Origin of the sequence: Brevibacterium sp. Mu109 (assembly GCF_900169375.1) — a bacterium.
Classification (GTDB): Bacteria; Actinomycetota; Actinomycetes; order Actinomycetales; family Brevibacteriaceae; genus Brevibacterium; species Brevibacterium yomogidense_A.
Map to the genome: position 1 here is coordinate 32,350 of NZ_FXZF01000009.1, position 26,623 is coordinate 58,972.

The following is a 26,623-nucleotide window of genomic DNA, read 5'->3' on the forward strand; positions in this document are numbered from 1 at the left end:
TTCTTGAGAGTCCGCACAAGGACCACTCGGAAACCGCCTAACAATAGGGTAACGAGGTGGCACGACGTTCCTGCAGGTGAGAGCGCTGACGATGTGAGCATTCTTGGTGCCGCCTGACCCTCACCTCCATACTCCACAGAGTTATCCACAAGCACCGGGTTAGACTGAGTCGATGGAATCACGGCGACGTCCGGTGTACGCGCTGTGCGTCCGGTCGTCCAGCCGTTCGCTCACCCCACCACCGGTCGGTTCTCCGACGACCGAGGTCGACACCAGGTCCCGACACCAGGTCCCTTCGGTCGTCACCCGGGTTCGTCGAGAGAAACGTCCACGATAGGAAGGATGCGGTCACGTGGCAGTAGTCCGCGCCTCGCACGTCTGGAAGGTCTTCGGACGGAACGAGAAGGAGGTGGTCAAGCGCATCAAGGCAGGCGCTGACCGCTCCGATCTCACCGACCTGGGCACCGCAGCCGTCATCGATGCGAGCTTCGAAGTCAGCAAGGGCGAGATCTTCGTCGTCATGGGCTTGTCCGGATCGGGCAAGTCCACTCTGATCCGCATGATCAACGGCCTCTGGACACCGTCCGCCGGCACGATCGAGATCGCCGGCAACGACATCGGCGCCATGAGCACGACCGAACTGCGTCAGGCCCGCCGCGATCACATCTCCATGGTCTTCCAGCACTTCGCGCTCCTCCCGCACCGCACGGTTCGCGAGAACGCGGCCTACGCACTGAACCTCCAGGGCGTCGCGCGCGGTGAAGCCATCGAGCGCGCCGACACGTGGCTGGACACGGTCGGTCTGGGCGGTTGGGGCGACAAGTACCCGAGCCAGCTGTCCGGCGGAATGCAGCAGCGCGTCGGCCTCGCCCGCGCGCTCGCCGCGGAGACGGACATCCTCCTCATGGATGAGGCGTTCTCCGCACTCGACCCGCTGATCCGTCGCGAGATGCAGGACCAGCTCGTCGAACTGCAGGCCTCCCTCGGGAAGACGATCGTCTTCATCACCCACGACCTCAACGAGGCGATGTACCTGGGCGACCGGATCGCGGTCATGCGCGACGGCCGGATCGCTCAGATCGGTACGTCACAGGACATCCTCACCCGCCCTACGGACGACTACGTCGCAAACTTCGTGCAGGACGTCGACCGCACCCGTGTGCTCACCGCGTCGTCGATCATGCAGGACACCAACGCCGTAGTCCGTCACTCGGCGAACCCGCGCACCGCGATGCGCCTCTTCGAGCGCGAACGCGTGTCCGGCCTGTTCGTCATCGACAACACCCGGCACCTGCTGGGCGCCGTGTCGGACAGTGCCGCGGTCCGCGCCGCGCGGGAAGAGGCAACCGCGCTCAGCGACCACATCGAGACCGAGGGCATCCTCACGGTCGGGCCGGACACTCCGCTGTCGGAACTGTTCGCACCGTCCTCCACAGCGCGCGTGCCGCTCGCAGTGGTCGACGACGACAATCGCCTGCTGGGCGTCATCCCCCGCATCGCGGTGCTCAACTCGATGTCGCAGCTGGGGCCGGAGACGGGCGAGATGCCCCTTGTGACTCCCCTGCCAACATCAGTCGAGCCCCAGGACGATGTCGATCCATCACTCGACGACTCGGACGCTCCGGAGCCCAAGCCGGGCATCGCAGCCGCTGGGAACCAGGATGAGCCGGCTCACGCCGCATCGTCCACGTTCGCAGACGGGGCGAGTGGCCCCGCGTTCGAAGGCCCGGCCGACGACACGAAGGGAGCTGACCGATGAGCTACCTCGACTTCCTCTACCCCCGGATCCCGCTGGGCGACTGGGCGGATGCGTTCATCGGCTGGTTCGGTGTGGTCTTCCAATGGCTAATCAACGGCTTCACGTGGCTCATGCAGACCTCGTACGAGCGCCTCTTCCTCGTCCTGTCGTTCCCGAAGGTACTCGTGGACAATGAGACGATCGCCGAATCCAGCGTGCTGCGTGCCCTCCTCGTGATCATGATGATGCTGATCTTCGCGGGCATCGCGTGGGCGGCGTCGAACTGGAAGGTCGCACTCTTCACGTTCCTGGGCTTCTACGCCATCTGGGCGCTGGACCAGTGGGAGAACTCGATGTCCACGCTGGCGCTCGTGATCGTGGCGGTCATCGTCGCGCTCGCGCTCGCTCTGCCACTGGGTGTCCTCGCCTCGAAATCGCAGGTCGTGTCGACGATCGTCAAGCCGGTCCTCGACTTCATGCAGTCGATGCCGGCGCTGGCCTACCTCGTCCCGGCGATCGTGATGTTCAGCGTGGGGATCGTCCCCGGCGCCTTCGCGACGATCATCTTCGCAATGCCCCCGGGCGTCCGGCTGACCGAACTGGCGATCCGCCAGGTCGACGGCGAGAAGGTGGAGGCCGGACAGGCATTCGGCGCCACCCCGTCGCACATCCTCTTCAAGATCCAGCTGCCGCTGGCCATGGCGACGATCATGGCCGGCATCAACCAGGTCATCATGCTCGCCCTGTCGATGGTCGTCCTCGCCGGCATGGCCGGCTCCGGCGGCCTCGGCGGTGAAGTGGTCGGCGCGATCAGCCGGCTCAACGTGGGCATCGGTGTGGAAGCCGGGCTCGCGGTCGTCATCATTGCGGTCTTCCTGGACCGCATGACCGCAGGACTCGGACAGAAGACCCCGCTCGAGCGCGCCAAGCGCGCAACCGCTTGAGCGGAACAGACGACTACTCACGAAAGGGAGTCCAGACATGAAGGCTACGAAGCTCATGCCGCTGACCGGCGCACTGGCGGCCGGTATCCTCGCCCTCACCGCTTGCGGTGCCACGGAAGCCGGGAGCGACGGCGGTGGAGGTGACGAGAGCGGCGACACCGCAGCGAGCGGCGAGACCGACTGGTCAGACTGCACGCCGGGCGAAGAGTCCGCAGAGGCGGACGTCGCATCCGACGAGAACAAGGACATCACGATCGGTGCGTTCAACGGCTGGGACGAGTCCTTCGCCGCTGCGCACCTCACGAAGCACGTCCTCGAGGAGGACGGCTTCACCGTCGCCGTCGAGGCGTTCGACGCGGGACCGGCGTTCACCGCCGTCGCGGAAGGCGACATCGACTTCGTCATGGACGGCTGGCTGCCCGTCACCCACGAGGACTACATCGCGCAGTTCGGCGACGACCTCGAAGCCGCCGGCTGCTGGTACGACAACGCGAAGCTGACCCTCGCCGTGAACGAGGATTCGGAAGCGCAGTCGATCGCCGACCTGCCCGATATGGTCGACGACTTCGGCGGCACCATCTACGGCATCGAGGCCGGAGCCGGTCTCACCCGTGTGACCGAGGAAGAGGCCATCCCGACCTACGGCCTCGAGGACTACGAGTTCGCGATCTCGTCCACCCCGGCGATGCTCGCGCAGCTGCAGTCATCGACGGAGGCGGGTGACGACGTCCTCGTGACCCTGTGGCGTCCGCACTGGGCCTACGACGCGTTCCCGGTCCGCGACCTCGAGGATCCTGAAGGCGCCATGGGCGACGCGGAGGTCATCTACAACTTCGCACGTCCCGGGTTCTCCGATGACAACCCGGGGGCCACGCAGCTCCTGAAGAACCTCGTGATCGATGACGAGAACCTGTCCAGCCTGGAGAACGTCATGTTCTCCGAGGACAACTACGGCGGCGAAGACCTCGACGGCGCCGTCGAAGAGTGGGTCGGCGACAACGAGTCGTTCGTCGAAGACTGGAAGGCCGGCGCACTGGCGGGCTGATACCCGCGCAGGCACCACGGCTCCCACGATGAGGGCCGGGAGCGGACATCACGTCCGCTCCCGGCCCTCCTCGCATGCGAGAAGATCGCACGCGCGACGACTGCGCGCCGTCACATCTTGAGCCACACGTCCGCGCCGCTCTTCACCACCGCACCCGCGGCCTCCAGCTCCTCCACCCACTCACCGGGCTCGCCGATCCCGTCGCGGACGACGGTGAGCTCGAAGCCGATCGCGAGCGCTGCCGCCGCCGACTCCAGCAGTGCTCCGCGTGCGTTCGATCCCGCGATGATGATCCGATCGACCCCCAGGTCGTCCAGCCCCTCCGCAAGGTCGTCGACTCCTTCGAAGGCGTCCGGCACCGCGGAGACGAGGACGAGCTCGTCCGTCGTCGTGCCGACCACGGAATCGATCTGCGGCTGGACGTCTGCGTCGTCCGCAGCGTCTGTGTCGGCTGCGCCAGCTGCGTCTGCTTCGTCTACGGCGTCCGTCGCGCCTGATGCGTCCGCTGCGTCCGCGACATCGTCGACCGAGCGGTCGGCGACGTGCACGATGACCCCGCCGACGCCTCGGGCGCGGTCGACCAGATCGATGAGCGGCTGCGGTGCCGGCGACGGGAGATGTTCGCGGGTCGTGTCGACGAGAAGAAGAGCATCCATGGCTCCAGGATCCCACGCCGGCTCCCCGGACCGCGACCGGCGCTGACGGCGCAGGAGACGCGCGCGTCCGCTACTGTGGCGGCATGACGACGACGACGTTCAAGGAGGCCCTGGGCACGGGCGCTCCCCAGGTAGGAATGTTCACCCTCGAATTCGCGACGACGGGGATCGGTGCACTGGCCGCGCAGGGCGGCTCCGACTGGATCCTCTACGACCTCGAGCACACGGGCTGGTCGCTGGACGACGTGAGGAACTCCCTCGCCGTCTCGCGGCGCCTGGACATCGCGTCCTTCGTGCGGGTCGCGGGACACCGCAAGGACCTCGTGACGACTGCTCTGGACGCCGGCGCAGAGGGCATCATGATGCCCTGGGTACAGACTGCCGAGCAGGCCGCGGAGATGGTCTCGTGGATGAAGTATCCGCCCCTGGGCCAGCGGGGTTCGGCGTTCGGCCTCCCGCACGACCTCTACCGGGGCGGCGATCCTGCGGTGAGTCAGGCGAATGCGAACGCGTTCACCGTCTTCCTCCCGCAGATCGAGACGCCGGAGGCGGTGCGGAACGCTCGCGCGATCGGTGAGGTCGACGGAGTCGACGTGCTCTTCGTCGGTCCCCTGGACCTGTCGACGAACCTGGGCGTCCCCGGTCGCTGGGACGACCCGTCCTTCCTCGACGCCCTCGATGCGGTCGTCGCAGCGGGCCGGGATTCCGGCACGGCGACCGGCATCTTCTGCCCGTCGGTCGAATTCGCGCAGATGGCGTGGGACAAGGGCTTCACCGTCCTCTCCGACGGCGCGGACCTCTCAGTCTTCGCCCGGGGGCTTGCGCAGGGCCACTCCGCCATCCGTGCGCATGCCACCGGTACACAGGCCGCCGAGGCCGCTCCGCGTCAGGGGTACTGACCCCCGCCGTCAGCCGTCGCCCGGAGTGCTCGACCCCGGACTGCTCGACCACTGCGGCGCACCGATCTCGGAGCCCTCGACGGCGAGATTCGCGATCGACGCGGTTGCGAGTGCACGGGCGTCCGCGTCGTCGCTGGCGAAGTAGTAGTTGAACTGGATCTGGTAGACCTTCCCGGCGATCGGGTAGCCGACGACGCTGCCCACGGCGGACGTCGGCTCGTCGATGTAGAAGGCCTCCTCCGGACCCAGCTCCGCTTCGTATGTCCAGAAGTACCCCGGCCCCGCCTGCCCGGTGCGCTCGGCACTGATCGTGGTCGCGGAATCGGTGAACTGGTAGCTCTGCATCGAGGCCACCGACTCCGACGCGGACCCGCTGTACGCCTCGGAGCAGTACACGGAGAGCCGTGCGTCGTCCAGCCCCGAATCGGAGGGCCTGGCGTTGAAGGAGGAGGCCGACGCGTTGCCGGTCCAGTCGGTCGGCACGTGGATCGACACCCGTGCCGGACAGCCGTCGGTGAACCGCACGTTCTGCAGCGTGTGGTCCGCGAGCGCCGGGTCGAGGGTCTCCGTGGGGTCCGGCTCAGGACCCATCGTGGGCTGCGCACCGATGCGCAGCGGACCGCCGGCTTCATCCGAGACGCGCACGCCGACGAGGCCGCAGCCGCTGACGATGAGCATGACAGCGGCACTGGCCGCGGCGACGGTCCAGCGCCGCTGCTGCGGGGACAGGCGCCTGGTCACGGCGTGCGCTCTCCGTCACCTGGGTCTCCGGTGCCGGGACCGTTCTGCGGCGCAGGACCACCGGGCCCCCGCGAGGGCGGAGGTCCTGATCCGGTGGGCGGGTGCGGACCCGGACCTGATCCGTACGGAGGCTGCGGTGCCGGACCGGATCCGTGGGGAGCCTGCGGAGCGGGACCGGAACCATACTGCGCGGGTGCTCCGGGCGCGGATCCGTACGGCGTCTGCGCGCCCGCCGCCCCGACCGGTCCGGGGACGCCCGAGGCCTGCCCTCCTGGAGGGGGCGTGCCCTGCGGCTGCGGGCCGCTGGGTGCTCCGCCAGAGGGGTGCGGGGGCTTGAAGCGACGGTACGGTCCGGAATCGAACCCGGGTCCGCTCTGTACCTGCTGGCCGCCGGTCGGGCCGAAGTTCTCCCCCGTGCTCGTATCGACGAGCTCACCGTTGACGGATTGGATCCTGCGCTTCGACGTGCGGCGCGGCGTTCCCATGATCCGCCGCTCCTCGGAGTTCGGCTCGCGAGGCGGCAGGATCTGCCCCGCACCCGGACCGGTGTGGGCCTTCTGATCCTGGAACGGCTGCACGGGACGCGATCCGGCCGCAGCCCGTGCGCCGTAGCCCTCCAGCTCTCCGGGCGGCGGGGCGTCTCCCAGCACGGGGATGACGAGGCGCACGGACGTGCCGATCCCCTCCTGGCTGAACAGCTCGACCGACCCCCCGTGCCGCGTCACGATCGCACGGACAAGGGAGAGCCCCATGCCGGAGCCCGCGACAGAGCGCACCCGCGAACCGCGATGCAGCTCGTCCCAGACGGACTGCTGCTCTTCGACGGGGATCCCCGACCCCGTGTCCGCGACCTCGACGACGACCCAGCGGTGCTTGTCGATGATCTGCTCGTTGGCCCGCAGCTCCACCGTGTCCGTATCGGACGAGTACTTGATCGCATTGCCGAGCAGGTTGAGGATGGCGGAGAGGAGGAGGTCCTCCTCTCCCAGCACATCGGGGAGCTTCCACGGGGCGCGCGCGACAGTCGCGACGATCATCCGGTCCTCCGCTCCGGGAGCGGTGCGGGCGTCCTCGACCGCCTGCTGGATGAGAGCGTCCATGTCGACGCGGCGATAGTCGATCGAACGCGATTCGACGTCTGCGAGCTTGCGCAGGTCCGCCAGCAGGCGGGCGACGCGCCTGGCCGACGTGTCGATCTGCCGCGCGGACTGGGAGATGATCTTCCCGTCCGGAGCGTCCTCCTCCGCCGCCGATCTCACGGTGGCCACGGACGTCCGCAGTGCCGTGAGCGGATTCTTCAGTTCGTGATCGAGGCGGATGAGCATGCGATTGCGTCGCTGCAGCGCGTCCGCCTCCGCAGCCGCCCGCGTCTCCTGGACCGCGGCATCGCGGGAGCGGCGGATCCATCGGAGCAGGAACCACACCCCCACCGCTGCGGCGGCCAGCACGAGCAGGACGAGGACGAGCACCAGCCAGATGCGGATCTCGAAGACGAGGTACGAGTTCATCTGCTCACCTCAGGGAATCGGCACCGGTGACGGAGGAGACGAAGCGGTAGCCCCGACCCTGCACCGTCGCGATCCACCGGGGGTCTGCCGCGTCCTCACCGAGCACGCGCCGCAGCTCCGCGACGCGTGAGTCGACCGCGCGCGTCCCCACCGCATCGTCGAACCCCCACAGGACCTCGAGGAGGCGCGAGCGCTCGACCAGTTCATCGGCGTGGACCATGAGGTACTCCAGCAGCGTGAAGCCCTTGGGCGTGACGACGAGCTCACGGTCACCCAGCCAGGCGCGGCGTCCCACGCGATCCAGGGCCAGGCCGAACGTCGAGCGGAGCACTGCTGCGGTCGCGAGCGGAGGACCGTCGTTCTTCGTGCGGCGCAGCACGGCCCGGACGCGGGCCACGAGCTCGTGCGGGTCGAACGGCTTGTTGAGGTAGTCGTCGGCGCCCTCTTCCAGCGCCATGGCCCGCTCCACGGCCTCGCCCACCTGGGTGAGCAGCACGACGGGGACCCAGTTCTCCTCGCGGCGCAGGGTGCGGAGCACTTCACGGCCGTCCGCACCGGGCATGAGGACGTCCAGGACGCATGCGTCCGGACGGTGCCGGCGGATCTCGTCCAGTGCGAGCTTGCCGTCGTCAGCGGAGATGACGCGGAACCCGGACCTCTGCATGAAGGGGACCACTGCGCCGAGGACATCCGGCTCATCGTCCGCGACGAGGACGAGTGGGGCGTCGGGCTCAGCGTCCGGTGTCTGGCTCGTCATGATCGTTGGGGGTCCTGTCTTCTCCACTCGCGGACCCGCCGGACTGGTCGGCGGTCTCCTGGTCCTTGTCGCGTGCGGCCTGCGCCGCCTGCTCACGCTCCGCAGCCTCGCGCGCGTGGACGTCACGGGCCTGCGCGCGGGCGACGGCGTCGTCCAATTCGTCACGGTACAGCATCGAACGGCGCAGGTGCTTCGTCCGGTAACCGGCTCTGCCGATCATGTGCGCGGCGACGGGGACCGTGAAGAGCTGGAACAGGACGATGACGAGCATCGTCGTCACCGGACCCCACTGCTGGATCTGCAGAGCCACCGCGAACATCACCATGACGAGGCCGAACAGCTGCGGCTTCGACGATGCGTGCATGCGCGACAGGAGGTCGGGGAAGCGCACTGAACCGATCGCCGCGGCGAGGGAGAGGAGTGCCGCACCTGCGATGAAGATCGTGGACACGATGTCGAGGGTCATGACTGACCTCCGCGCGTCTCGTCGTCACGGTGCTCCGCATCGGACGACTGCGTGTCCGAATCCGCGATGGCTTCCGCCGCCGGGTCCGCGTCGAGGTTCCCCTCGGACGGTGTCGCGTGTCCCTGCGACACATCGTCGGGATCGGCGTTCACTCGCATCGATGACGTGTGCAGGTCCGTTCCGGCTGTCTCCATCCGGGCGGCTCGCTCCGGATCCATCCGCCGGGCCTCCACGAGCTCGATCGCGAGTTCGGGGACCGACGGCTCGTACCCGTCGGCCGTTCCGATGGTGCCGGACCCCTGCCCGCGCCCCATCCTGCGGAATCGCGACGTGGTCCGCAGGTCAGCGCGGGAGACGTAGCGCGAAACCCCCACCGCACCGACGAAGCCGAACATCGCGATGATGAGCATGACGGGGAAGAGGTCCGTCCTCGCGCTGAAGGCCGCCACCCCGCCCAGACCGCACATGATCGTCGCGAGGAATGCGTCCGTCGCGATCATGCGGTCCAGGATCGACGGCCCCCGGACGATGCGGACGATCGCGATGACCACAGCCGCGAGGAAGACCGCACCGATCGCGAGCGCGATCGTCAGCCCCATGCCGTCATCGACGGACACGAGCGGAATGCCCTGCTGACCGTTCATCCTCGTGCCCTCGCTTCCTTCGCCGCTCGTGCACGCCGAGCGCGCTCGCGGATCGCGCGCTTCTCGAGCACGGGCTTCAGACCGCGCTCCGCCCGTGCGTCGTTGAGCGCCTCGATGTCGTGGGGCGAGCCGATCGCGCAGATGAGCAGGGTCTCGATCTGGTGGGTCTTCTCCCGCACGCGCTCCAGCTCCTCCTCGTCCGCGCAGTTGAGTCCGTGGACGAACACCACGGCGCGGGCACGATCGATCTCGATGACGAGGGATCCGGGGATGAGCCCGTTCACCATGGTGACCAGGGTGATGAGCAGGTCTGAGCGGGTCGCTAGGTCGACAGCGATGACCGACCCCGCGTCCACCGGTCGGGGACGCACGGTGAGCCATGCGACCTGGAAGGACGCGATGAGGACGTTGAGCATGAACCACAGGAGGAAATAGGCCCCGTAGTAGAAGTTCAGCCGGCCCGACAGCTGGATGGGCGGCAGGTAGAAGGCTCGCATCAGGGCGAACGCCAGCAGCGCGCCGCTGATGACCACCATCCCACTGACCTCGTCCCACAGGAATACCCAGACGACGATGAGCACGAGCACGTAGAGCAGCTGCTCGACGAAGCCCTGGCGACGCCTGCGTGCCACCATCACCGCTCACCCCCCTGGCCATTCTCCGGCACGGGCGCGTGGCGGCCGTCGCCCACACCGTCCGCTTCGTCGTCGTCCAGGACGATCGAAGTGTAGGTCTCCGGGCCCATGAGTCCCTGTGAGGCGCGGGACGACACCTGCCACAGCGGCTGTGCCAGCACCGTGAGCAGGCAGGACACGATCACCATGGCAGCCGTGGCCCCGGTCATGAGCGAGGGGAGTCGGACCGTGCTCTTCCAGGTCCCGGTCCGGGCGAGCGAGTCGCGCCGCTCCTTCGCCTCGGCCACGAGTGCCGGCGTGGGCTCGTCCGCGTCCGCGGGCTCCCGCCAGAACCCCAGGTTCCACGACTTCCCGATGACGTAGAGCGTCAGGAGCGAGGTGAGGGTGCCGACGCCCACGAGTATTCCCACGAGCCAGTCCGACGAGTGGAAGCCCGCGTCGAAGAGCGCCACCTTGCCGATGAAGCCGGAGAAGGGCGGGATGCCCGCCAGGTTGAGCGCGGGTATGAGGTAGAGGACGCTGATGAACGGCGCGAGCGTCGACAGACCGCCGAGCTTGCGGAGCGAGGTCGATCCCGCGCGCAGCTCGAGGAGTCCGATCGCGAGGAACATGGCCGTCTGCGCGACGATGTGGTGCAGCGTGTAGTAGATCGCGGCCGTCAGGCCCAGGTGGGTGCCCATCGCAACCCCGAACAGCATGTACCCGATGTGGGACACCAGGGTGAAGGACAGGATCCGCTTGATGTCCGACTGCGCGATCGCACCGAGGATCCCGACGAGCAGCGTGAGACCTGCGACGACCAGCAGCGGTGCCCGCAGATCCGACGTGGCGAAGAGGACCGTCTCCGTGCGGATGATCGCGTAGATGCCGACCTTCGTGAGCAGGCCCGCGAAGACGGCGGTGACGGGCGCCGGTGCGGTCGGGTAGGAGTCCGGCAGCCAGAAGGAGAGCGGGAAGACCGCCGCCTTGATGCCGAAGCCGATCAGCAGGGCGACGTGGAGGATCAGCTGGATGTCGACCGGGAGCTCGGACAGGCGGTCGGACAGGTGCGCCATGTTCACCGTGCCGGTCGCACCGTAGATGAGCGCGATCGCCGCGAGGAAGATCAGCGAGGAGACGAGCGAGATGACGATGTACGTGACGCCCGCGCGGATCCGCTGGGTCGTGGCACCGAGGGTGAGCAGCACGTAGGACGCCGCCAGCAGCATCTCGAAGCCGACGTACAGGTTGAAGAGGTCACCCGCGAGGAACGCGTTCGAGACCCCTGCGCAGAGGATCAGGTAGGCGGGGTTGAAGATCGACACGGGCGTGTCGTCGCTCTTCTCCGTCCGCGATGTGTCCTGACCCGTCGCGTAGATGTAGACCCCGAGCGTCACGATGCTCGACACGACGAGCATGAGCGCCGCCAGTCGATCCGCCACGAGGGCGATGCCGAACGGCAGTGCCCAGCCGCCCACCGCGAGGACGACGGGTCCGTTCTGGTCCACGTGCACCAGGAGGAGGAGCGACAGTGTCGTCGTCGCGGCCAGCGTGACCATCGTGATGATGCTCTGCGCACGTGAGCTGCGCAGGGTGATCAGCGTCGCGCCCGCAGCCAGCAGCGGCAGGATGATCGGCAGGGCGAGCATGAGGCCGGGGAGGTCGTTCATCGCGTCTCCTCCTCCGTGTCGTGATCCGACGCCGCCTCGTGCGCCTCTCGCAGCTCGGCCCGCTCCTCCGGCGTGCCGTCCTCGTCGAGGTCCGGTGCATCGTCGTCCAGGGGCGTGAGCGCCTCATCGCCGAACTCGGTGTCCTCGTACTCGCCGCTCGTCCCGGCCTCCTCCCCGGATCCGCCGGTCGCCTCGAGTGCGACGCGCATGTCCTCGAGGTCGTCCTGGAGGGACTCGTCGCGCACGAACCGCCAGGAGCGGTAGACCATCGCGAGGAGGAAGGCCGTCAGACTGAAGGAGATGACGATCGCCGTGAGGATGAGCGCCTGCGGGAGCGGGTCGAGCATCCCGTCGGTCGAGAAGTTCTCCCCGTCCGTGAGCGGGGGACGCCCGGGCAGCCCGCCGGTGAGCAGGAGGAGCAGGTTCGTCGCGTTGCCCATGAGCAGGAACCCCAGGAGCACGCGGGTCAGCGAACGGTCGAGCATGAGGTAGATGCCTGCGGCGTACATCGCTCCCATCGCGATGACCATGACGAGTGGCGGGGTCACAGTCGGCCCCCTGCACTCGTTCCGTCGACGTCGAGCCGGTCCGTGCGGCCCAGCAGCTCACGGATCCGCTCGTACTCCGCGGTGTCCACGTCGTTGGGCAGCTCGTCCGCGATGCGGTCCTCGTCCTCGACCAGCTGGATGTCCACCTCGACCGCGAGGCTGCGGATGATGCCCACGACCAGCCCCACGACGATGAAGTACACGCCGATGTCGAAGATGACCGAGGAGCCGAAGCTGACGTATCCCAGGATCGGCAGGTCGGTGGACACGTAGAACGACTGCAGCGCCGAATCGCCCCAGAGGAAGCCCCCCGCCGCAGTGCCCGCAGCCAGCAGCATGCCGACGCCCATGAGCAGACCGGAGGGCAGCCGAACGGCCTCGGCGAACTCGTAGCGGCCTCCGGCGAGGTAGCGGGTGATGAAGGCGAGTCCGGCGACGAGTCCGGCGGCGAAGCCACCGCCGGGGTTGTTGTGACCCGCGAAGAGCAGGTAGACGGAGAAGACGAGGAAGGCGTGGAACAGCAGTCGGACGGCGACTTCGAGGACGATCGAGCGGTTGCCGGGCGCGAGCGTGCGTCCGGCCAGCAGCCACGCATTGCGCTTCTCCTGCGCAGACGGCGCCTCCCAGGCCGGATCCGTGTGGATCCGCGACTCCGGCGTGGCGCTGAGGTCGAGCGGACGGGGGCGGACGGGCTCTGTGACGGGCACGAATCGCGAACGACCGCGCCGGGGGGCGCCGAGCGGCGAGATGCTGTCGCCCTGTCCCGTGACGAAGACGAGGCTGGCGACGCCGATCGCACACGCGATGACCACGGCGAGCTCGCCCATGGTGTCCCACGCACGGATGTCGACGAGGGTCACGTTGACGATGTTCTGACCGTGGCCGCCGTCGAAGGCGAGGCGGGGGAACGCATCGGAGATCGGCAGGTGCTGGCGGGCTCCGAGGGCGACGACCGCCAGGACCATCATGACGACCGCGAACGACACCGCGATGACGGTGCGCAGGGCCGGGGTCACCTTGCTGTCGCCCTTGCCGATCCGAGCGGGGAGGCGCCGGAGCACGAACACGAAGACCACGATCGTGATGGTCTCCACCAGGATCTGGGTGAGTGCGAGGTCCGGGGCTCCCTGGAGCGCGAAGAAGACGACCATCGCGTAGCCGGTCAGTCCGCACACGACGACCGCGGCGAACCGCTTGGTCATGCGCGTCACCATGACGGCCGCCATCACCATGATGGCGGCCGGCAGCACCTGCACCGCGCTGTCGACCCACACGACCTCTTCCGGCCAGACGTCGTTGTTCAGCAGCGTGATGCCGAGCGCGCCGATCGCGAACACGTAGATGACGCCCTGGTAGAACGGCATCGACCCGCGCTGGGTGCGTGCGGTCACGAACGCAGCGGTCTTCTCCAGTCCGCCGATGATCCTGCGGTAGCTGCGGTGGAAGTCGATCCCATCCGGCAGAGCTGCCTGGAAGAGGCTCACCTGCCGCCGGAACACGAACATCGTGAGGCCCGCGGCGATCGTGAGGGCGGAGAGCAGGAGCGCCGGCTCGAAACCGTGCCAGAGCGCGATGTGGTAGGGCTCCGCGGGGTCCGCGGCGGGATCCACGGGGAGCTGGGAGGACCAGCTGGTCGCGATCCGGTCGATGGCCCCGGCTGCGAACGCACCGCCGATCGTCATGAGCGTGAGGGCTGCCGGCGCAGCGGTGAACAGCGGCCCGTCGCGCTCTGTGCGGACGGTCGCCTCGACTCCCGGCTTCGAGGCGAACGCCCCCCAGACGAAGCGCGCGGAGTAGGCGACGGTGAGGACGGAGCCCAGGAACACGCCGATGAGGGCGACGATCGCGAGCTTCGTCCCGTGGTCCAGGAGCGTGCCGTAGACGGCTTCCTTCGCCAGGTAGCCCATCGTGGGAGGCAGACCCGCCATCGATGCGGCGGACACCGTGCCGAACACGGCGATGAGGGGGTAGGAGCGCCCGTAGCCGGACAGCTTGCGGAGATCACGGGTGCCGACGCGGTGGTCGATGATGCCCACCGTGAGGAACAGGGTCCCCTTGAACATCGAGTGGCCCAGCAGCAGCGCCACAGCGGCGGTGGTGACGTCCCGGTCCCCGAACGACGCCATCATCGTCATGAAGCCCAGCTGCGACACCGTGCCGTAGGCGAGGATGAGCTTGAGGTCCGTCTCCTTCAGCGCCTGCCAGCCGCCCAGGAGCATCGTGAGGAGTCCGACGGCGATGAGGCCCTCGCGCCAGTAGGGCATGTCCGCGAATCCGGGGGCGAGGCGGAGGATCAGATAGATGCCGGCCTTCACCATGGCGGCCGCGTGCAGGTACGCGCTTACCGGCGTGGGGGCCGCCATCGCGCCCGGCAGCCAGAAGTGGAAGGGGATGAGCGCGGACTTCGAGAGGGCGCCGATGAGGATGAGGACGATCGCGAGCGCGGTGAGCCCGTGCCCGTCGTACCCGATCGCGACGATCTCCGTGATCCGTCCGGTCCCGTACTGGACCCCCAGCAGGATCATCCCGACGAACATCGCCAGCCCGCCGAACGTCGTGACGATGAGCGCCTGCAGCGCGGCGCGGCGCGACTGCTGCCTGCCCGCGTACTGACCGATGAGGAAGTAGGAGAACACCGTCGTGCCCTCCCAGAAGATGAAGAGCGTGAGCAGCTCGTCTGCCACGATGAGGCCGTACATCATCCCGACGAATGCCATGAGGACGCCCGCGAACCGGGCGAGGCGCACTTCGTCGGCGTCGAAGTAGCGACTGCAGTAGATGAAGACCAGGCCGCCGACTCCGGTGACCAGCAGCGAGAAGATCCAGGACAGCGCGTCCATGCGCAGCACGATCGACATCGACAGCTGCGGCATCCACCCGAGCACTTCGACCACGGGCTCCGGCGAGTCGGAGAAGACCGTGGGGATGAGGGTGAGCGAGTACACGAGGCCGGCGAAGGGCACGAGCGACAGTGCGACGAATCCGGTGCGGCCGAGCGCACGGAAGATCAGGGGGGCGGCGAGCGCTGCGAGGAACAGGGATCCCAGCAGCACACCCATCGGCTCACACCCCAGCCCTTCAGTCTCCGGTCGCGGTTACCGATTCTTCCACAGGGCACCTGGGCCGAACGAATCGATATCTCACATTCCGGAAGCCTGCTTGCGCGCGAGGTCAATGAGGAGGAATATGACCCGCCTCCTCGGATCAGCCCTGCAGCTGCTGTGCGGACACCAGGAAGCCGCTCTCATCGACACCCGCTCCGCCGACGGCGGTCATGATCACCGCGGCGCATCGCTCGAGGACGCCGATCGCCTCCGTGCGGATCGCCCGCAGCTCGTCGTCGATGTCGGCGAACCGGCCGCGGTTGTCCGTGTCGACCCATCGCAGCGTGTAGGCGATCTGCGGCCCCGACACATGATCGCGCAGGGCCGTCGGGGTGTACTCGTCGAGCGCGACCTGGATCTCGATGAACCCGGCACGCGGGCCCAGCTGTTCGGTGAGGGGGACTTCGACTGCATACCCGTCCAGCTCGACGGGGCCGTCACCCCCACCCAGCTCCCGCGCACGGGCCGCCTCCAGGGGGCTGGGCGGCCGCGGCCACCGCACCTGCGGCGCCACGCTCGCGACCTGCGTCAGCAGCACCTGGGGCTTCAGCCAGTTCTCGGAGTAGACGAAGATGTTCGGGTTCGTCTCCGTGTCGGGGCGGAGGATGCGGAGGCCCAGGTCCGGCTCGTCGGCCAGGCGGACGGCGAGCCGCAGCCGGCGGGCGACCGCGAGGACCTCGTCGAGCACGCGCCCCTCCTCCTTGCACGGGAGCCCGGAGGGGAATGCGGACACGAACCCGTCGATGTCGGGCATCCAGGACGGCGGAGGGACCGGCTCCCGGTCGCGGGGGCATTCGAGCGCGAAGAGTGCAGAGACGTCCCGCGGCAGGCTCAGAGCGTCCGCCATCCGCTGATCGACTGAGAACGGCCCGACCAGCTGCGAGTACCGGGACATCCGGTATGACCTGGCGCCGTTCTCACCCTGCACGGGGTCACCCGTGGGAAGCGTCGGCCGGATGTTCCGCAGCAGGCTCACAACGTCGAACGGCTCCAGCTCCGGGTCGAGCAGCAGCAGGTGCGATTCCGCGAATGCGGCGACGCGGGGGTCGATGCTCATGCCGCGTCACCCCTCCGACGACTGAGGCCCCGAAGCGGCCTCCGCGGAGCCGGACGGTGCAGTCGCGGCGCCGTCGCCGCAGGCGGGCGACACGTAGAAGTCACGATGCGCGCGGGAGGCCGTGGGGCCTCGCTGCCCCTGGTACCTGTTCAGGTTGCCGACCGATCCGTAGGGCGACTGGGAGGCCGACGACATGCGGAAGAAGCACAGCTGACCGATCTTCATGCCCGGCCACAGCGTGATGGGCAGAGTCGCGACGTTCGACAGCTCGAGGGTGACGTGGCCGGAGAAGCCCGGATCGATGAAACCTGCGGTCGAGTGGGTGAGGAGTCCCAGTCGGCCGAGCGATGACTTCCCCTCGAGCCTGGCCGAGACGTCGTTCGGGAGCGTGATCAGCTCGAGCGTCGACGCCAACACGAACTCGCCGGGATGGAGCACGAACGGCTCCGTCGGATCGACCTCGACGAGCCGGGTGAGCTCCGGCTGGTGCGCAGCCGGATCGATGACGGAGTACTTGTGGTTGTCGAAGAGGCGGAAGTACCGGTCCAGGCACACGTCGATGCTCGCGGGCTGGATGAGGGCCGGGTCGTACGGGTCCAGGCTCACCCGGCCGGCGGAGATCTCAGCGCTGATGTCACGGTCGGAAAGGAGGCTCACCCGGCCAATGTACCGCGCCCTGCGCGAGGACGCCCATACAGCACGGAATGCAGTCCATGCACCTCGTTTCCTCCGAGAATCTCGAATTCGTCACGTTCATGCTCTACAGTGGCCTTTGACTACGCCCGCGCACGTTGGTGCCTTCCCCTTTCAGCCAGAGGGTGCCGGGAGGATTTTGCCGACTGCGCGGTCGTGTGCAACAACGACCGAAAGGCAACACTGTGAAGACTTCGAAAATTCTTGTTCTTGCCCCCGCAGTAGCCGCCGCGGTTTCCGGCCTCATCGCCGTTCCCGCTTTCGCTTCAACTGCTTCCCCGACCACGGACAGCTCCGACTCCGTCGAGCTTCCGGACAACATCCCCACCGGTGGTCCTGCCACGGTGAGCCCACCTGACTCCGCAGCGCCGGAGAGCCAGTCCACGGACGACGCTTCCGACGACGCGGATCCGCAGGCGATCGTCGAAGTCGCCGAGGTGTCCCAGGAGGACATCGCGGACGAGCAGAAGGGCATCCGCTTCTCCGGAACCGGATTCACGCCTGAGCAGAAGGCGACCGTCACGGTCGTCGGGACAGAGGGCACCGAGTACTCGCCCGAATCCGAGCTCACCGTCACGGAGGACGGCGAGGTCAACGGGCGCTACTTCTTCACGATCACTGGCGACGCGAAGGTGCCGCAGGGCTCCTACAAGCTCTACCTCACAGACCTCAAGACCGAGGAGAAGACGGAGCCCGTCTCCTTCGAGGTCGTCGACGAGGTCGAGGAGACCGCGGAGCCGACCCCGACGCCGACGAAGACGGCTCAGCCGACTCCGACCAGGACCGCAGAGCCCACGCAGACGGCAGAGCCGACCCAGACTGCGGAACCGGCTGAGACGGCGGAGCCAACGCCCACAGAGACGGCAGAGCCCACGCAGACGGCAGAGCCGACTGAGACGGCGGAGCCCACGCCCACAGAGACGGCGGAGCCCACGGAGACTGCTGAGCCGTCGCCGACACCGACGCAGACCCGGCAGCCGAGGATGCCCGCACCGCCGCCGCCCCCGGAGTCCCCCGAGGCGACGGAGACGGCGGAGCCCACCGAGACCGCTGAACCGACAGAGACTGCGGAGCCCACTGAGACCGCGGAACCCACACCGACCAAGACCACCACGGACGATCCCGAGGAGGACGTCGATCCGGAGCTCGCGATCGACCCGACCGAGATCACCTCGGAGGCGTTCTCGTCCTCCGACGGCGGCGTGACGATCACCGTCACGGATGCCGCTGCCGGTTCCGAGGTGTCGCTGAGCGTGGCTCACGAGCAGGGACAGGTTTCCACGTTCGAGACCTCGAAGACCGTGAACGACGACGGCACCGCCGTGTTCCAGCTGCACCCGGACGGCAAGGCCGTGCTGGGCGCCTACTCAGTGGTCGCCTCGGGTGAGGGCTTCGACGACCTCACCGGTGAGTTCACCGTCGTGACGAACGGGACCGAGGTCGAACGAGACGACGAGGACGACTCGCAGGGTGGAGCCGACGACTCGGACGACAACGGGTCCGACGACAACGGTTCCGAGGGCGGCGGTTCGGGCGACCAGGGCGGATCCGGCGACGGATCGCGCTCGGGCAGCGCCGCGGATCTGCCGCGCACGGGCACCGAGCTCACAGGACTGGCGCTGGGCGCAGGCCTGCTGGTCGTGGGTGCCGCGGCAGTCGTCGTGACGCGCCGTCGTTCCGCGCAGGCCGACCCCTCGGAGTTCTGACTCCATGGCAGGCATCGGGGAGCCGGCGCAGCGCGCAGGATCCGCTCTGGATCTGAGCGCCGTGCGGCTCTCCGGTGACCCGCTGACCAGCACGCCGCTGAACGGCGGTGACGACCTCGTGCTCATGGGGCGGGCCGAGGACGTCAGCGCCGTTCTGCGTGCTGTCGCGGACCAGCCCGGCACGCGCGCCCTCCCCGCCCCTGCGGGCGAGGGCCGCGAGGCCCGGGAGCGGCTGGGCCGCTGGCTGCAGACGCACACCGGTGTCACGGACACGACTCGTCAGCAGGAGGTCCTCACCCGCGTCGGGCTCGCATCCGATGTGGGTCCGCGGACGCGGATCGAGGACCTCTCACTCGTCTCACGCGCGCGGCTGCGGTTCGCCGCCGTCGTCCTCGTGGGCGAGACCGCCGCGGACGTGACGCACGTCGTCCTCGACTCCCCCTTCGCAGACGTCCCCGGGCATCAGCGTGCAGGACTGCGATCGATCCTCGTGCGTGAGCTGCGCACGAGCGGTCTGGGCGCCGTCCTGTCGACGGATTCCCCGGTCGACGCGCTCGTCCTGGGCGCCCGGACCATCGAGCTCGACGCGGAGCAGGTCGCTCAGGAGGGCGACGCCACCACGATCCTGGGCCGCCCGCGCGGCGGCCTCACCGCCTCGCTGGCCGGCGCGAACGTCATGTCGGGCCTCGCCCGCCGCGGCTGGCTGAGCATCGGACACTCGCAGGTGCGGCGACGCACCGACCTGGACGGCAAGGTGTACCTCGCGATCCCCACGGACGCGGTCACGCTGTCCGTCGACGAATTCGACCCCGCATTCCGCGGCGAGTCCGTGTTCGAAGTCATCGTCATCGGCATCCGCGACGAGGGCAGCCTCCTGCAGGTGCGCCTGTCCCCCGCGGACAACGAGGCGGGCCTCCCCCTCGTCGCCGACGTCCTCGACGCCTCCTCCCGCCGTGCTTGGGGTGCGATCACCCCCGCCCTGGGCGGCGAGGCCACCCCCGGCGGTCCTATCGCGAACAGTCCGGGTGAGGGCGTTCCCGACGACCGCACGGCCGCCGCGGAGCCCGGCGGGGCCTCAGCGGCGGATGCACCGGCGCCCGGGACGTGGGCGCTCCTCCAGCCCGGGCTGGGACCCGATCTGGAGAGCCAGCTCGGGCGGATCACCATGGGCTCGCGACTCTGGGCGGAGGTGGACACGCAGCGGATCCACGTATGGTCGGTCGAGGAATGACAGACCACGACGAATCCGCGGGTGTCCGCACTCGCACCTCTGCAGCACGCGCACGCAGCCTGGCCATCGCCGGGCTGCTGGTCGTCGTGCTCACCGTCACCAGCGTGCCGGTCCTCGGGATGGTCGCGTACGGTCCCGCGCGCACCGTGAGCGCCTACTTCGAGGCGCTGGACCGAGCGGACGCGGATGCCGCGCTCGGACGACTCGTCACCGGTGAGATCACCGACGGGTGGGCGCTCACCGACGCCGCGCTGGAAGGCGCCCCCTCACTCCCGACCCGCGTGTCCGTCACGCACGCCGAGGTGGACGGCGACACAGCGGCGGTCACCGCCGAATTCGATCTGGCGGGGACGACGCAGACGCAGGAGTTCTCGCTGGTCAGGGCTCCCGGCACGTGGGGCATGTTCCCCGATTGGCTCATCGATCCGGGAACGCTGCCGCGGCTCGACCTGGTCGTCGACGGAGCCTCGACCGTCCGCATCAACAACGCGGACGTGCCTGCGTCCCGCGACGGCTTGCCCGTCCTCTACCCCGTCGAGTACAGCGTGGGCTTCGCTGAGGACTACTTCCGCTCCACTGCGCAGAACGCAGTGGTCGACGGATCCGCTCCCGAGGTCGAGGTCCAGTTGGCCGCCGAGCCCACTGAGGAGCTGCGGGCCGAGGTCGAGCGCCTCGTGCACGAGCACCTGGACGAATGCGTCACCGCGACGACGCTCATGCCGGCCGGATGCACCTTCGGGCACGACACGGTCAACACGATGCTCGGCGACGTGTCGTGGGAGATGGTCGAGTACCCGGACGTGCAGCTGTCGACCGAGCGCCGTCGCCTGGTCACCGCGCCGGCGGAGGGCGTCGCCCAGGTGTCCGGCCGCTACCGCGACATCGTCACGGCGATGGAATCGGACTTCGACGAACCGGTCTCGTTCACGTTCAGCGCCGCTGTCACGATCGAGGACGGCAAGCCTGCGATCCAGCCGCTCGAAGCGGGACTGTCCGGCGGGGCCGGTCTGGGCGAGGAGTCCGACGCGGAGCAGGATGCGGACGAACCCGACGGTCCAGACGATGGACCGGCCGACGAGGCACCGGTCGCGGACGGCAGCTGACTGCTGCGCCTGCGGTGGGGCGGCCTCGGCGGCGGTCCGGCCGCCTCGTCAGCCCAGCAGCCTCGTCAGTTCGTGCCGCGGAGGTCCAGCCGCAGCACGTCGTCTCCCCCGGCCTCCAGCTCGACGGGGATGCCCCAGTCCTGCTGGTAGAGGTGGCAGGCCGCATGCAGCGGGATCTCACCGCCGGGCTCACCATCGCACGACGCCGCGCGCGCGGTGATGTGGAGGACGCCGGAGCGGACCTCGGGGTTCAGCGTCAGTGACCGCGACATGCCGTCCTGGCCGCCGGCGCCGGAGGCGATGAGCTCCGGCGGGGTCGAGGAGACCTGCAGGTGCGTCGGATCGCCCCACCGGTCGTCGAGCTTCTGCCCGGTCGGCACGGTGAAGCCGACCTCGATCTCGAGTGCGCCATCGCCGATGGTCGTCGCGGGCCGCGTCGTCTGCTGCGCGCCTTCTGCGACGACGAGCGCTTCCGCGGGGATCGACACGGCGGTGAGCTGGTGCGCCGCGGATTCGGCGACGAGCAGGTGAGCCTCGCGGGCGTCGGCGGCCGTACCCTCCGCGTGCTCGGGGAGGACGACGAGGATGTCGGACGGTTCCGCGAGGCCGCGCGCCAGAGTGCTCACGGTCTTCGTCAGCGGGTCGTAGCGGCGGACCGCGCCGTTGTAGGTGTCAGCGATCGCGACCGACCCGTCGGGCAGTTCGGCGACGCCCAGCGGGTGCTGGAGGCGGGCCTCCGCTGCGGGGCCGTCCTGGAATCCGAAGTCGAAGAGCCCCACGCCCACCTGTGTGGTGACGGTGCCGTCGCGCGGGTCGAGGCGGCGCAGCGCCGAAGTCTCCGAGTCCGCGATCCAGATCGTCCCGTCTGCCGCGGGGGCGAGGCCGGAGGTCTGCGCGTACCACGCGGGCTCGTCCGAGGAGGCGGAGTCGCGCAGCCCCTCGTTCATCGTGCCCGACAGCTGGCGGACGACGCCGGTGCGAGGGTCGAAGTCCCAGATCGTGTGGTTGCCGGCCATCGCGATGACGACGCGCTCCGACTCCGCGGACCAGAGGACGTCCCACGGGCTCGACAGCTTGATCGCGGTGCCGGGCTCCTCGAACGGCGCCTGCGCTCCGGGCTTGTCGGTGACGTTGTCGTGCGCGCCCACCATGAACTGCTCGCCGGTGCCGGCCAGCGTCGTGACGACGGCCGCTTCGCCGGGTGCACCCAGCCGCACGCCACGCAGCAGGTGGTTGACGGTGTCCGCGATGACGAGGTCGTAGCCGGCGGCGTCGGCGAGATCGCGCGGCAGTTCGGTGATCCCGCCGGGCTCGGAGAACTGTGCGGTGTCGTCCGCTCCGTCGGTGCGTCCCCGCACGCCCGTGCCGATGCGCTGGAGGATGCGGGTGCCGTTGGGGTCGAACTCGACGAGCGAGTGGTGGCCGGAGTCCGCGACGAGGAGGTTCCCCTCGTGGCCGGGCACGTCAGCGAGGCGGATGACCTTGCCGGGGTAGGACAGGTCGCGCTCGACGGGTGCCGGCGGCACGTAGGGGCCGTCGCCGCGGTGGAGCGTGCCCTTCGCCTCGTGCTCAGCGGCCAGTTCCTCGATGAGGGATGCGAGACCCGCGGAATGGCCCTCGCCGGACATCGAGGCCACGATGTAGCCCTCCGGGTCGATGAGCGTGAGCGTCGGCCACGCGCGCGCGGTGTAGGCCTGCCAGGTGACGAGGTCCGGATCGTCCAGGACGATGTGCTCGACGCCGTAGCGCTCGACTGCCTGGTCGACGGCCTCGACTGTCCGCTCGAACTCGAACTTGGGGCTGTGCACGCCGATCGTCACGAGCACGTCGCCGTACTTCTCCTCGATCGGACGCAGCTCGTCCAGCACGTGGAGGCAGTTGATGCAGCAGAAGGTCCAGAAGTCCAGGAGCACGATCTTGCCGCGCAGGTCCTGGAGTGTGAGGTCCTCCCCGCCGGTGTTGATCCACCGGCGGCCGGTGAGCTCCGGGGCGCGCAGGCGGATGCCGTTCCGGGCGGGAGGCGCCGTCGCGGTGGCAGTCCCGGGAGCGGCAGCCGCGGCGGGGACCTCGGCCTGTGTGGAGGTGTTCTGCTGAGCGGTCATGCCGGTGATTCTCCCATCTGCGCGCATCCGCGCGGTGCGCGCGTGTCACACGAGGGAACATGCGCGCCGCCTCCCGTGTTCCCGGCGACTGTACGAGGGGGCTGGCACACGCCCGGGGGCCAGTCGCGGCGCCGCGGTACTCGCTGCACGTGGAGGTCTCAACAGGGCGTGCGCGCACTCTGAGACAATCACGGCATGAGTGACCAGACCGCACCCGATGCCTCATCCGCCGCCACACAGGGCGCCGTTCCGCAGGAGGCCGCGCGCGACGACGCCCGCACCATCCGCGAGCGCCTGGCACAGGTGACGGAAAATGTCCGCACCGCGTCGGAGTCCGCCCACGACGATCCCGAAGCCGTCCGGGTCATGCTGGCGACGAAGACGCAGCCGGCTGCGCGCATCCGCGTCGCGCTTCAGGCGGGACACACGCTCATCGGCGAGAACCGGGTGCAGGAGCTGCAGGCGAAGGCCCCCGAGCTCGCGGACATCCCCCACGAGCCCCACCTCATCGGCCCGCTGCAGCGGAACAAGGTGAACCACACCCTGCGAGCGGGTGCCGTGTGCGTGCAGTCGATCGACAGCCTCGCGGTCGCGCAGAAGCTGTCGGACCGGATCGCCGCTCTCGCAGCGGAGGGTCATGAGGCGCTCGTCACCGAGGCCCCGGGGACGCTGCACGCCGCCGCAGACGCACCCCTGCTCGGCGTCCTTCTCCAGGTGAACACGTCACGGGAGGACTCGAAGTTCGGAGTGACGCCGGATGCAGCGGAGGAACTCGCGGAGCAGGTCCGCGAGCTCCCCCACCTGCGGATCCGCGGCCTCATGACGATCGGCTTCCCCGGCACGAGCGACGAGGAGATCCGCCCGTCCTACGCGGAGCTCCGGGAGCTGTCCGCGCGCCTCCGCGAAACAGGGGTGCTGCCGGAGGGTGCGACGGATCTCTCGATGGGGATGAGCGCGGACTACGCCCTGGCGATCGAGGAGGGCGCGACGATCGTCCGCGTCGGCTCGACGATCTTCGGTGCGCGGGGCTGACCTCCAGCTGCCGCCGGACCGCCTCTCGCCCTCACAACCAGCAGAAGCCACCAACTTTCATCAGACCGCACAACTTCTTTCCTGTGCGGTCTGATGAAAGTTGGTGGCTATGGCTCTGGGTGTGGAGGCTGCGAGCGTGCTGGCTTCAAGCCGGCCACGACAGGCCCCCCGCCGGACCGCGTCTCGCCAGTCGGCCCAACGGCTCGTCAGCCCGTCACTTCTCCTTCGGGAGGCCCTTCGACTCAGGGTCGACGTTGCGGATGAGGATCGACGTGTCGTAATTGCCCCAGCCGTCATCGATCAGCTGCTGCAGCTTCTCGTGGACGAGCGATGCCGCGGGCAGGTCGACGCCCTGCGACTCTGCACCGGCGAGCGCCAGGCCCAGGTCCTTGTGCATGAGCATCGTGGAGAAGCCGGCGGCGAACTCGCGCTCCGACGGCGAGGTCTCGACCACGCCGGGGACCGGGTACCAGTTGCGCAGCGGCCACGAATCGCCCGACGACACCGATGCGATGTCGAAGAACACCTTGGGATCCAGGCCGAAGCGCTGCGCGAGGACTGCGCCCTCGACGACGCCCTGCAGGCTGATCGCCAGCTGCATGTTGTTCGCGATCTTCGCCGCCTGGCCTGCCGCCTCGCCGCCGGCGTGGAAGATGTTCCCCGCCATGACCTCGATGATCGGCTTGGCTTCGGCGACCGCGTCCTCGTCACCGCCGAGCATGAAGGTGAGCGTCCCTGCCTGCGCGCCGCCGATGCCGCCGGAGACCGGGCCGTCGAGGAAGCGGAAGCCCCGCTCGCGGGCCTCCTTGTGGAGCGTCCGTGCGGAGTCGAAGTCGATCGTCGACGAATCGACCAGCAGCGTCGACGTCTTCGCAGAGTCCAGCACACCGTCCGCGTCGAGGTACACGGTGCGGGCGTGCTCACCCTTGGGCAGCATCGTGAAGACGACGTCTGCGCCGACGACGGCCTCGGCGATGGATGCTGCGGGGGTGACCCCGTCCGCAGCGGCGGCCGTGATCGCGGCCTCGACGACGTCATAGCCGGTGACCGTGTGCCCCGCGGCGATGAGATTCTTGGTCATGGGGTGGCCCATATTCCCGAGCCCGATCCAACCGATGTGTGCCATGCTGCCTCCTTGCAAGATGCATACGAGATGTGATGTGCGTGGCACCAGCCTATTCCCCGCCGAGCAGCGGCGCAGAGCACGACCGCTCGCAGGTTGCGCACCGATGGTGTGCGTGTGTGCAGATAGCATGCGGACATGACGAGCCCGCACGCACACCCCTCCCCCAGCCTGCGCATCGCACCGGATGATCTCCTCGCGCTGCTGGCCGTCGCGCGCCTGGGCAAGTACACGGCCGCCGCGACCAGCATGGGCGTCAACCACACGACGGTGTCCCGCCGGATCGCGGCACTGGAGAAGGCGGTGGGCGAGCGCGTCCTCGCCGCCTCCCCCGACGGGTGGGAGCTGACCCCTCGCGGTCGTCGACTGCTGCCCGCCGCCGAGGCCGTGGAGGCCGCGCTCTCCTCCGCCGCCTCCACGACGGGTCGGGACGAAGCGGCTGATGCGCTGACCGGAACGGTCCGCCTCGCCGCACCCGCGGGCTACGCCGACTGGTTCGCGCTGCCGGTCCTCGCGCAGCTGCAGCGGGTGCACCCCGGGCTGCAGGTGGAGGTCCTCACAGCCACCCAGCGGGCGCGCCGCTACCGGTCGGGGGTGGACATCGAGGTCGTGGTCGGGCGTCCGGACGCCCCGCAGTCCATCGCACAGTTCCTCCGGCACTACTCGCTGGGCCTCTTCGCCTCGCAGGAGTACATCGAGGAGAACGGGGAGCCGGAGTCGCTCGCCCAGATGTCAGCGCACCGCCTCATCTACTATCCGGAGCACTCGCTGAGCGTCGAGGATCTGGCACACGCGACGGAGGGGCTGCCCCAGCCTGCGGGCCATTTCCGCTCCAATGAGGTCCATCTGCACGTGCGTGCGACGCAGCTGGGCGTCGGGATCGGCCTGCTTCCCACCACCGCCGTCGAGGAGGCTCCGGCGGACCGCGGCGAACATCGCGCCGGTCGCGCCGGTCGCACTCACGATGGTCCGGGCGGTCCCACCCACCCCACCCTGGTGCGCGTCCTCCCGGCCTTCTCACGGCCGATGGAGTACTGGGCGGCGGTGCGCCCGGAGGTCCTCCGCCGTCCCGCCGTCGAACAGGTCCTGCTGGCTCTGCGCGACGGCCTCCCCTCAGCAGCACGTACTGAGTCATCAATTCAGCACTGAGAAGCCCCGTTTCGTGTGCAGGAGTGACGACTCAATGTGCTGGAATGTCCGCTCGGCACGACGGGCGGCGCCTCACTCACTCCGCACTCTCTC

Annotated in this window: 23 protein-coding genes; 9 read left to right on the forward strand and 14 right to left on the reverse strand. The window is 69.0% G+C overall.

Annotated features, from left to right (window positions below; genetic code table 11):
• The first annotated feature begins 352 nt into the window (after positions 1-352).
• From BSP109_RS07065 to BSP109_RS07075, 3 genes are read left to right on the forward strand one after another with little or no spacing between them, the layout of a single operon-like run.
• Positions 353-1,759, forward strand: coding sequence for a glycine betaine/L-proline ABC transporter ATP-binding protein (locus BSP109_RS07065; RefSeq protein ID WP_101599827.1), 1,407 nt, complete (start codon positions 353-355; stop codon positions 1,757-1,759).
• Complete coding sequence (locus BSP109_RS07070; protein ID WP_101599828.1) at positions 1,756-2,682, forward strand: proline/glycine betaine ABC transporter permease; 927 nt, start codon at positions 1,756-1,758, stop codon at positions 2,680-2,682. The genes BSP109_RS07065 and BSP109_RS07070 overlap by 4 nt, the downstream gene beginning before the upstream one ends.
• 37 nt (positions 2,683-2,719) lie before the next feature.
• Positions 2,720-3,727 (forward strand): glycine betaine ABC transporter substrate-binding protein, encoded by a 1,008-nt coding sequence (locus BSP109_RS07075; protein ID WP_101599829.1) that lies wholly within the window; start codon positions 2,720-2,722, stop codon positions 3,725-3,727.
• A 110-nt stretch (positions 3,728-3,837) separates the two neighbouring features.
• Here the strand turns inward: BSP109_RS07075 and BSP109_RS07080 are convergent, their stop codons facing one another.
• Positions 3,838-4,383, reverse strand: coding sequence for an isochorismatase family protein (locus tag BSP109_RS07080; protein ID WP_087006302.1), 546 nt, complete (start codon positions 4,381-4,383; stop codon positions 3,838-3,840).
• An 83-nt stretch (positions 4,384-4,466) separates the two neighbouring features.
• Between BSP109_RS07080 and BSP109_RS07085 the strand changes: the two genes are divergently transcribed.
• Complete coding sequence (locus tag BSP109_RS07085) at positions 4,467-5,282, forward strand: HpcH/HpaI aldolase/citrate lyase family protein (RefSeq protein ID WP_087006305.1); 816 nt, start codon at positions 4,467-4,469, stop codon at positions 5,280-5,282.
• 9 nt (positions 5,283-5,291) lie between these two features.
• Here BSP109_RS07085 and BSP109_RS07090 read toward each other — a convergent pair whose 3' ends face one another.
• The 11 genes from BSP109_RS07090 to dcd form a co-directional block, all read right to left on the reverse strand.
• Positions 5,292-6,023 carry a hypothetical protein gene (locus tag BSP109_RS07090; RefSeq protein ID WP_087006308.1) on the reverse strand — a complete coding sequence of 244 codons (732 nt, stop codon included), beginning with the start codon at positions 6,021-6,023 and terminating at the stop codon, positions 5,292-5,294.
• A complete protein-coding gene (locus BSP109_RS07095; protein WP_101599830.1) occupies positions 6,020-7,531 on the reverse strand; it encodes a sensor histidine kinase KdpD in 1,512 nt (503 codons plus the stop codon). Before BSP109_RS07095 ends, BSP109_RS07090 begins: the two co-directional genes overlap by 4 nt.
• 4 nt (positions 7,532-7,535) lie before the next feature.
• A complete protein-coding gene (locus BSP109_RS07100) occupies positions 7,536-8,288 on the reverse strand; it encodes a response regulator transcription factor (RefSeq protein ID WP_087006315.1) in 753 nt (250 codons plus the stop codon).
• Positions 8,263-8,754 (reverse strand): monovalent cation/H(+) antiporter subunit G, encoded by a 492-nt coding sequence (mnhG, locus tag BSP109_RS07105; RefSeq protein ID WP_087006318.1) that lies wholly within the window; start codon positions 8,752-8,754, stop codon positions 8,263-8,265. The genes BSP109_RS07100 and mnhG overlap by 26 nt, the downstream gene beginning before the upstream one ends.
• Positions 8,751-9,398: a monovalent cation/H+ antiporter complex subunit F gene (locus BSP109_RS07110; protein WP_257944592.1), complete on the reverse strand. Its 648-nt coding sequence runs from the start codon at positions 9,396-9,398 to the stop codon at positions 8,751-8,753. The genes mnhG and BSP109_RS07110 overlap by 4 nt, the downstream gene beginning before the upstream one ends.
• On the reverse strand, positions 9,395-10,033 hold the full coding sequence (locus tag BSP109_RS07115; RefSeq protein ID WP_087006321.1) for a Na+/H+ antiporter subunit E: 639 nt from the start codon (positions 10,031-10,033) through the stop codon (positions 9,395-9,397). Before BSP109_RS07115 ends, BSP109_RS07110 begins: the two co-directional genes overlap by 4 nt.
• Positions 10,033-11,682 carry a Na+/H+ antiporter subunit D gene (locus BSP109_RS07120; protein ID WP_087006324.1) on the reverse strand — a complete coding sequence of 550 codons (1,650 nt, stop codon included), beginning with the start codon at positions 11,680-11,682 and terminating at the stop codon, positions 10,033-10,035. Before BSP109_RS07120 ends, BSP109_RS07115 begins: the two co-directional genes overlap by 1 nt.
• Positions 11,679-12,230: a Na(+)/H(+) antiporter subunit C gene (locus tag BSP109_RS07125; protein WP_087006327.1), complete on the reverse strand. Its 552-nt coding sequence runs from the start codon at positions 12,228-12,230 to the stop codon at positions 11,679-11,681. Before BSP109_RS07125 ends, BSP109_RS07120 begins: the two co-directional genes overlap by 4 nt.
• The gene (locus tag BSP109_RS07130) at positions 12,227-15,289 is read right to left on the reverse strand and encodes a Na+/H+ antiporter subunit A (RefSeq protein ID WP_180959641.1); all 3,063 of its coding nucleotides are present in this window, start codon (positions 15,287-15,289) and stop codon (positions 12,227-12,229) included. Before BSP109_RS07130 ends, BSP109_RS07125 begins: the two co-directional genes overlap by 4 nt.
• A 145-nt stretch (positions 15,290-15,434) precedes the next feature.
• Positions 15,435-16,391 (reverse strand): hypothetical protein, encoded by a 957-nt coding sequence (locus tag BSP109_RS07135; RefSeq protein ID WP_087006330.1) that lies wholly within the window; start codon positions 16,389-16,391, stop codon positions 15,435-15,437.
• Between the two features lie 6 nt (positions 16,392-16,397).
• Complete coding sequence (gene dcd, locus BSP109_RS07140) at positions 16,398-17,048, reverse strand: dCTP deaminase (RefSeq protein ID WP_101599831.1); 651 nt, start codon at positions 17,046-17,048, stop codon at positions 16,398-16,400.
• Between the two features lie 221 nt (positions 17,049-17,269).
• Here dcd and BSP109_RS16890 point away from each other — a divergent pair, with 221 nt between their 5' ends.
• The 3 genes from BSP109_RS16890 to BSP109_RS07155 are packed head-to-tail and all read left to right on the forward strand — an operon-like array spanning position 17,270 to position 21,124.
• Entirely contained in the window at positions 17,270-18,790 is a 1,521-nt protein-coding gene (locus BSP109_RS16890; RefSeq protein WP_146001099.1) for an LPXTG cell wall anchor domain-containing protein, read from the forward strand.
• 4 nt (positions 18,791-18,794) lie between these two features.
• A complete protein-coding gene (locus BSP109_RS07150) occupies positions 18,795-20,021 on the forward strand; it encodes a hypothetical protein (protein ID WP_101599832.1) in 1,227 nt (408 codons plus the stop codon).
• Positions 20,018-21,124 (forward strand): hypothetical protein, encoded by a 1,107-nt coding sequence (locus BSP109_RS07155; RefSeq protein ID WP_101599833.1) that lies wholly within the window; start codon positions 20,018-20,020, stop codon positions 21,122-21,124. Before BSP109_RS07150 ends, BSP109_RS07155 begins: the two co-directional genes overlap by 4 nt.
• A 65-nt stretch (positions 21,125-21,189) precedes the next feature.
• Here the strand turns inward: BSP109_RS07155 and BSP109_RS07160 are convergent, their stop codons facing one another.
• Complete coding sequence (locus tag BSP109_RS07160; RefSeq protein ID WP_101599834.1) at positions 21,190-23,226, reverse strand: NHL domain-containing thioredoxin family protein; 2,037 nt, start codon at positions 23,224-23,226, stop codon at positions 21,190-21,192.
• 195 nt (positions 23,227-23,421) lie between these two features.
• On the opposite strand from BSP109_RS07160, the gene BSP109_RS07165 reads away from it, so the two are divergent.
• Positions 23,422-24,258, forward strand: a complete 837-nt coding sequence (locus BSP109_RS07165) for a YggS family pyridoxal phosphate-dependent enzyme (RefSeq protein WP_101599835.1) — start codon at positions 23,422-23,424, stop codon at positions 24,256-24,258.
• 214 nt (positions 24,259-24,472) lie between these two features.
• Here BSP109_RS07165 and mmsB read toward each other — a convergent pair whose 3' ends face one another.
• Positions 24,473-25,384 (reverse strand): 3-hydroxyisobutyrate dehydrogenase, encoded by a 912-nt coding sequence (mmsB, locus tag BSP109_RS07170; protein ID WP_101599836.1) that lies wholly within the window; start codon positions 25,382-25,384, stop codon positions 24,473-24,475.
• Positions 25,385-25,519: 135 nt separating this feature from the next.
• On the opposite strand from mmsB, the gene BSP109_RS07175 reads away from it, so the two are divergent.
• The gene (locus tag BSP109_RS07175; RefSeq protein ID WP_101599837.1) at positions 25,520-26,530 is read left to right on the forward strand and encodes a LysR family transcriptional regulator; all 1,011 of its coding nucleotides are present in this window, start codon (positions 25,520-25,522) and stop codon (positions 26,528-26,530) included.
• Positions 26,531-26,623: the final 93 nt, after the last annotated feature.

What these genes read in the sequence shown, in the direction of transcription:
- BSP109_RS07070 (WP_101599828.1), top strand. Translation starts at nt 1,756, where the DNA reads ATGAGCTACCTCGACTTCCTCTACCCCCGGATCCCGCTGGGCGACTGG.
- BSP109_RS07075 (WP_101599829.1), top strand. Translation starts at nt 2,720, where the DNA reads ATGAAGGCTACGAAGCTCATGCCGCTGACCGGCGCACTGGCGGCCGGT.
- BSP109_RS07080 (WP_087006302.1), bottom strand. Translation starts at nt 4,383, where the DNA reads ATGGATGCTCTTCTTCTCGTCGACACGACCCGCGAACATCTCCCGTCG.
- BSP109_RS07085 (WP_087006305.1), top strand. Translation starts at nt 4,467, where the DNA reads ATGACGACGACGACGTTCAAGGAGGCCCTGGGCACGGGCGCTCCCCAG.
- BSP109_RS07095 (WP_101599830.1), bottom strand. Translation starts at nt 7,531, where the DNA reads ATGAACTCGTACCTCGTCTTCGAGATCCGCATCTGGCTGGTGCTCGTC.
- BSP109_RS07100 (WP_087006315.1), bottom strand. Translation starts at nt 8,288, where the DNA reads ATGACGAGCCAGACACCGGACGCTGAGCCCGACGCCCCACTCGTCCTC.
- mnhG (WP_087006318.1), bottom strand. Translation starts at nt 8,754, where the DNA reads ATGACCCTCGACATCGTGTCCACGATCTTCATCGCAGGTGCGGCACTC.
- BSP109_RS07110 (WP_257944592.1), bottom strand. Translation starts at nt 9,398, where the DNA reads ATGAACGGTCAGCAGGGCATTCCGCTCGTGTCCGTCGATGACGGCATG.
- BSP109_RS07115 (WP_087006321.1), bottom strand. Translation starts at nt 10,033, where the DNA reads ATGGTGGCACGCAGGCGTCGCCAGGGCTTCGTCGAGCAGCTGCTCTAC.
- BSP109_RS07120 (WP_087006324.1), bottom strand. Translation starts at nt 11,682, where the DNA reads ATGAACGACCTCCCCGGCCTCATGCTCGCCCTGCCGATCATCCTGCCG.
- BSP109_RS07130 (WP_180959641.1), bottom strand. Translation starts at nt 15,289, where the DNA reads ATGGGTGTGCTGCTGGGATCCCTGTTCCTCGCAGCGCTCGCCGCCCCC.
- BSP109_RS07135 (WP_087006330.1), bottom strand. Translation starts at nt 16,391, where the DNA reads ATGAGCATCGACCCCCGCGTCGCCGCATTCGCGGAATCGCACCTGCTG.
- BSP109_RS07150 (WP_101599832.1), top strand. Translation starts at nt 18,795, where the DNA reads ATGGCAGGCATCGGGGAGCCGGCGCAGCGCGCAGGATCCGCTCTGGAT.
- BSP109_RS07155 (WP_101599833.1), top strand. Translation starts at nt 20,018, where the DNA reads ATGACAGACCACGACGAATCCGCGGGTGTCCGCACTCGCACCTCTGCA.
- BSP109_RS07160 (WP_101599834.1), bottom strand. Translation starts at nt 23,226, where the DNA reads ATGACCGCTCAGCAGAACACCTCCACACAGGCCGAGGTCCCCGCCGCG.
- BSP109_RS07165 (WP_101599835.1), top strand. Translation starts at nt 23,422, where the DNA reads ATGAGTGACCAGACCGCACCCGATGCCTCATCCGCCGCCACACAGGGC.
- mmsB (WP_101599836.1), bottom strand. Translation starts at nt 25,384, where the DNA reads ATGGCACACATCGGTTGGATCGGGCTCGGGAATATGGGCCACCCCATG.
- BSP109_RS07175 (WP_101599837.1), top strand. Translation starts at nt 25,520, where the DNA reads ATGACGAGCCCGCACGCACACCCCTCCCCCAGCCTGCGCATCGCACCG.